The organism is Guyparkeria sp., assembly GCF_046540515.1.
Classification (GTDB): domain Bacteria; phylum Pseudomonadota; class Gammaproteobacteria; order Halothiobacillales; family Halothiobacillaceae; genus Guyparkeria.
The window spans coordinates 1-5,468 of record NZ_JBKHFB010000096.1 but is presented as its reverse complement, the minus strand read 5'-3'; the positions used below and the strand labels follow the sequence as shown (position 1 = coordinate 5,468).

Annotated in this window: 5 protein-coding genes; 2 read left to right on the top strand and 3 right to left on the bottom strand. The window is 68.9% G+C overall.

All coding sequences use genetic code 11. The annotated features are described in order from the left end of the window. The first annotated feature begins 68 nt into the window (after positions 1-68). A complete protein-coding gene (locus ACLFRM_RS08890) occupies positions 69-1,163 on the top strand; it encodes an NAD(P)/FAD-dependent oxidoreductase (RefSeq protein WP_410755383.1) in 1,095 nt (364 codons plus the stop codon). A 25-nt stretch (positions 1,164-1,188) separates the two neighbouring features. Here ACLFRM_RS08890 and ACLFRM_RS08885 read toward each other — a convergent pair whose 3' ends face one another. Next, positions 1,189-1,527 carry a P-II family nitrogen regulator gene (locus ACLFRM_RS08885; RefSeq protein ID WP_136867767.1) on the bottom strand — a complete coding sequence of 113 codons (339 nt, stop codon included), beginning with the start codon at positions 1,525-1,527 and terminating at the stop codon, positions 1,189-1,191. A gap of 81 nt (positions 1,528-1,608) precedes the next feature. Continuing rightward, positions 1,609-3,786 carry a primosomal protein N' gene (locus ACLFRM_RS08880; protein ID WP_410755381.1) on the bottom strand — a complete coding sequence of 726 codons (2,178 nt, stop codon included), beginning with the start codon at positions 3,784-3,786 and terminating at the stop codon, positions 1,609-1,611. A 273-nt stretch (positions 3,787-4,059) separates the two neighbouring features. Between ACLFRM_RS08880 and rpsT the strand changes: the two genes are divergently transcribed. Further along, positions 4,060-4,320 carry a 30S ribosomal protein S20 gene (rpsT, locus tag ACLFRM_RS08875; RefSeq protein ID WP_372591717.1) on the top strand — a complete coding sequence of 87 codons (261 nt, stop codon included), beginning with the start codon at positions 4,060-4,062 and terminating at the stop codon, positions 4,318-4,320. Positions 4,321-4,423: 103 nt separating this feature from the next. Here the strand turns inward: rpsT and ACLFRM_RS08870 are convergent. Further along, positions 4,424-5,468 (bottom strand): diguanylate cyclase (locus tag ACLFRM_RS08870; protein ID WP_410755380.1); only part of this gene is annotated, 1,045 nt, incomplete at its 5' end.

Below are 5,468 nucleotides of genomic sequence, written 5' to 3'. Positions count from 1 at the left end.
CCTAGGCACGATCGGGCCGCCCATCGGCACCATGTCCGGCAGCGCCCGCCAGGGGGCATGACCCTCCCGTGAGCTCGACCCGATTCGACATCATCGTCGTCGGCGCCGGCATCGCCGGCCTGACCAGCGCACTCGCCCTGCAGGGCGACGGCGCCAGGGTGGCCGTTCTCGATCGCCACCGCGCCGGCACCGAGGCCTCCTGGGCCGGCGGTGGCATCCTCTGTCCACTGTATGCCTGGCGGTACCCCCAGCCGGTCCTCGATCTCGCCGCGGAGGGCATGCGCCGCTACCCCGAGTTGCTCGCCTCGCTGGAATCGCCCGTCGACCCGGAGCGTTGGGTCACCGGCATGGAAATCCTCGATCCCGTCGGTGCCGGCGAGTCCGCCGCGACGATCAGCGCGACGCTTGACTCCGTCGGCATCGCCCATGAGTGGCGCAACCGCAATGCCAAAGGCAACTCCGGGAATGCCCCGGCACTGTGGCTGCCCGAGGTCGCCAATGTCCGCAATCCCTACCTGATCGACGCCCTGATCGACACCCTGCCGAGCCGCGGCATCGAGCTGTTCGAGCACCGCGCTGCCGAGGGACTGTTGTACGAGGAAGGACGGGTGGTCGGGGTGGCTACCCGCAAGGGCGAGATGCATGCCGCGCGCGTGGTGGTAACGGCCGGCGCCTGGAGCGAGGCCCTCGTCCCGGGGCTGCCGGCGGGCAGCCTGTTTCCGGTCCGTGGGCAGATGCTGCGCCTCGAGCCCCGCCCCGAGAACGGGCTGGACCGCATCCTGATGGACGAGGGCGTCTACGTGATTCCGCGCCGTGACGGCTCGGTGGTAGTGGGCTCGACGGTGGAACACGCCGGCTTCGACAAGTCGGTGGACGAGGCGACACAGGAATGCCTGCACGACAAGGCATGTCGACTCTGGCCGCGTCTGACCGGCGCCCGTATCACGCACCGGTGGGCGGGGCTGCGTCCGGGCTCGGTCGACGAGATCCCGCTGCTGGGCGCACACCCGGAGATCGAGAACCTGTGGGTCAATACCGGCGGTTTTCGCAATGGGCTGGCCATGGCACCGGCCACGGCGAACCTGCTCGCCGACCGAATGGCCGGACGCCCCACGGCCATCGACCCGACGCCCTACCGCCTCGAGCGCCTGATCGGGGGCTGACCGCCCGACCAGGTCGAGGCGAGCCTCAGAGCGCGTCCTCGTTTTCCTCGCTGGTGCGGATACGTACCGCGCGCTCGACCGGCGAGACGAAGATCTTGCCGTCGCCGATCTTGCCCGAGTAGGCCGCCTTGACGATGGCATCGACGACCGAGTCCTCCTGGTCGTCGCTGATGACCACTTCGAGCTTTACCTTGGGCAGGAAGTCGACCACGTACTCGGCGCCACGGTAGAGCTCGGTGTGTCCCTTCTGTCGACCGAAGCCCTTGACCTCGGTGGCGGTCAGACCGTTGATGCCCAGGTCCATCAGCGCGGTACGCACATCGTCGAGCCGAAACGGCTTGATAATCGCTTCGATTTTCTTCACGTCTTTACTCTCCCACGTCGGTATTTTCGCCCCAGAACAGGCGGGCTGAACACAGTGTAATCCACCAGCCGGCCGCCGCCTTCAGGCCAGGTCGATCGGGTCGACATCGATCGACCAGCGCAACCGTCCACCCAGTCGACGACTGCCGACGGAGTCGTCCACCTGCCACAGGGCGCGGTGGAGCGTGCTGCGCACCCGCGCGAGCAGCAACAGCTGGAACCGGTAGCGTCCGGCCCGCCTCGCCAGCGGCGCCGGCACCGGCCCCCAGACCGACAGATCCTCGCCGCTGCTTTCGCGCAGTTCCTCGGCCACCTTCTCCAGGAAGGTGCGGGCGGTATCCGCCTGCGGGGCATCGGCACGGATCAGGCCGGCAAACCGCGTCGGCGGCAACTCGGCCTGCTCCCGTTCGGCGAGCTGGGCAGCCATCACCGCCTCGTAGTCCTCAGCCAGCAACCGGCGCAGCACGGGATGATCCGGGTCGTGCGTCTGCACCAGCACCTCGCCCGGACGCTCGGCGCGGCCGGCCCGTCCCGCCACCTGCAGCAGCGACTGGGCGAACCGCTCGGGGCCGCGAAAGTCCGAGGCGAACAGGGCCTGGTCGGCATTGACCACCCCCACCAGAGTCACCCCGGGGAAGTCGTGTCCCTTGACCAGCATCTGGGTGCCTACCACCAGCCGGGCCTCGCCACGAGCGATGCGCGCCAGGCTGTCGGCCATCACCCCCTTGCCGGCAGTGGCGTCGCGGTCCAGCCGCACGATCCCGAAGCCGGGGAAGCGCGCGGCGAGCACGTCCTCGAGCTGCTCGGTGCCCATGCCGCGCACCGAGAGCGGTGCCTGGCAGGAGGGACAGTCCGCCGGCACACCCTGCTCGAAGCCGCAGTGATGACAGCGCAGGCGGCCGATCTGCCGGTGCCAGGTAAGGAACGCGTCGCAATGCGGGCAGCCGGCGACATAACCACAGGCATGGCAGACCAGGCTGGGCGCATAACCGCGCCGGTTGAGATAGAGCATCACCTGTCCCCCGGCGAGCAGGTGGCGCTCGATCGCGCGCAGCAACGCCGGGGAAAGTCCCGCCACCATCGTCTGGCCACGCACGTCCAGGCAGTGAATGGCCGGCATGCGCGCTCCACTGGCCCGCGCGGTCAGGCGCAGGTGCCCGTACCGCCCCTCCCAGGCATGACGCAGGCTCTCGAGCGACGGGGTGGCAGAGCCGAGCACAATGGGGACATCGAGTTGTCGCGCGCGCCAGACCAGCACGTCGCGGGCATGGTAGAGAAACCCCTCCTGCTGCTTGAGCGCGGCATCGTGCTCCTCGTCGACGATGATCAGGCCCGGCCGGGCCAGTGGCACGAAGGCCGCCGAGCGCGTGCCGATCACCAGCCCGGCCGTCCCGGCGGCAACCGCGCGCCATGCGGTCAGGCGCTCGCCGTCGGCCAGCCCCGAATGCAGCACGGCAGGACGTACCGCCAGGCGCCGGGCAAACCGATCGATCAGTTGCGGGGTGAGCGAGATCTCGGGCACCACGACCAGCACCTGGCGACCGGCGGCGAGTTCGCGCTCGATCAGGGCAAGATAGACCTCGGTCTTGCCGCTGCCGGTCACCCCGTGCAACAGCCAGGCCCGGAACCCGTCACCCGCGGAGGCGACCGCCTCGACGGCGTCCTGCTGCTCGGCGTTGAGGGTGGGCGCCGCCTCGCTTCCCGGCTCGGCCGGCACGGGCCATTCCGCGGGTGCCGTGATCCGGGTCGGCTCGGCCCAGCCCTTCTCGACCAGCCGGCGCCGGACGGCGGCCGGCCCCAGCCTGGCCACCGGCACCGGGGCAACCGCTGCCGCCAGCGCGGACAGTGCCTCACGCTGCCGCTCGCCTCTCGGTGCCCCCTCTTCCAGTGCCGCCCGGCCGGCCGAGGTCGGCGACAGGGCCTCGACTTCGAGCCGACGCTCCCCACGCAACACCTTGGGCAGGGCAGCGAACACGACCTCGCCCAGCGGATGGTGGTAATAGGCGGCCGCCCAGCGCAGGCAGGCCAGCGTGCGCTCATCGAGCAGCGGCGCCTCGTCGAGCACCTCGAGGATCGGGCGCGTCTCCTGCTCGTCTTTCTCCCGGACCGGTTCGATCACCACGGCGACCCGCTCGGACTGACCGAACGGTACGCGCACGCGCACGCCCGGGACGGGACACGGCCCGCCGGCCCGATCGAGGTGATAGGTGAAGCCGCCAAAGAACGGCCCCGGCACCACCACCGTCCAGGCGGACGACACGGAGGAAGCAGCCGTGGGGAGCGGCGAGGCAGGGACGTGGCGAGTCATGTGTGGGAGGATACCGCAGGGGCGTGGGTCGGACGGTGGGGATCGGGGACGACCCCGTCAGCGGTCGGGAGGCAGGCTTGGCCTCATTCCCACGCCTTGCGCGCGACCGGCCGATTAGTGCCGGCTTTCCCTTGACTCCATCCGACCGTATGGCATAATCCCGCGCCTTGAATTGATGTTTCCATCAAGCTCACCCGTCTTATAGCCGAATCGAGGAGTCTACCCGTGGCCAATACCGCTCAAGCCAAAAAGCGCGTTCGCCAGGCGGAGAAAGCCCGCCAGCACAACATGGCAATGCGCTCGCAGGTACGCACCGCCTACAAGGCCGTCATCAAGGCCGTGAAGGACGGTGATGCGGACAAGGCGCAGCAAGCCTACCGTGCTGCCCAGCCGGTCCTCGACCGGATGGTGACCAAGGGCATTCTCAAGCGCAACACCGCTGCGCGTCGCAAGTCCACCCTGGTCAACCGCATCAAGTCGATCTGACCGGCGCGACCCCACGGTCGCCATCGTCAGAGACCCCGCCACCCGAGCGGGGTTTTTTCGTTCTCGTCCTCAACCTTCTCCAATCGATCCGTCGGCATCCGTTTCAGTCACAAGGGGTCGTGTCACAGGCCCGGTTGCGCCCCGACTCCTTCGCCCGATTGAGGGCCCGGTCGAGCCGCCTGAGAAAGGAGTCGACCGGCTCGCCCGAGCACCATTCCCCGGCACCGAGGCTGATCGTGACCCTGCCAACCGACGCGAACGGCCGCTCGCCGACACATTCACGCAGACGCTCGGCCATCGCGATCGCTCCCGCCTGATCCGTATCCGGCAGCAGGAGCATGAATTCCTCCCCGCCCCAGCGCCCGAGACGATCGTTCGTCCGCAACTCGCCTCTCACTCGCTCGACCAGGGCACACAGCACGCGATCGCCGGCCGCATGACCGTATGAGTCGTTGACGGCCTTGAAGTGGTCGATGTCGAACATCACCAGGCTCAGCGGCGCCCCGGAGCGGCGTGAGCGCTCGCTCTCCTCGCGCATCAGGTCCTCCAGGTGCGCCCGGTTGAAGACCCCAGTCATCCGGTCGGTGGTCGCCCGACGTTCCAGTTCGGCCTCCATGCGGCGCCGCTCGGTAATGTCCTGGAAGACCACGACCGCCCCGCCGGCCTCGTCATGCTCGATCGGCCCGACCACGTATTCCACCGGAACGGGTTGGCCATCGGCCCGCCAGAAGACATCGTCCTGCACCCGGCGCTCACGACCGTCCCGCAAGGCCGCCTGGATGGGGCAGTCCTCCCGCGGGTACGGGGTGCCGTCGCCGTGGTGATGATGCAGAAGGTCGTGCAGGTCACGGCGCTTGAATTCCGCGGCGTCATAACCGCTGATCCGCTCGGCGGCCGCATTGACGAAGACCGCGCGCCCGTCGGCATCCACGCCGATGATGCCCTCGCCGGCCGAGTGGAGCACCCGGTCCATCTGTCGGCGCTCGTGCTTGAGCAGCCGCTCGTACCGCTTGCGGGAGGTGATGTCGGTCAGGAGCACGACGAAGGTTTCGGAGCTCCGTTCCAGTCCGCACAGGCGCGAGACATTCTGCTGCACCCATATCATGTCGTCATCCCCGGCCCGATAGCGATACTCGCCCCGGGACTCG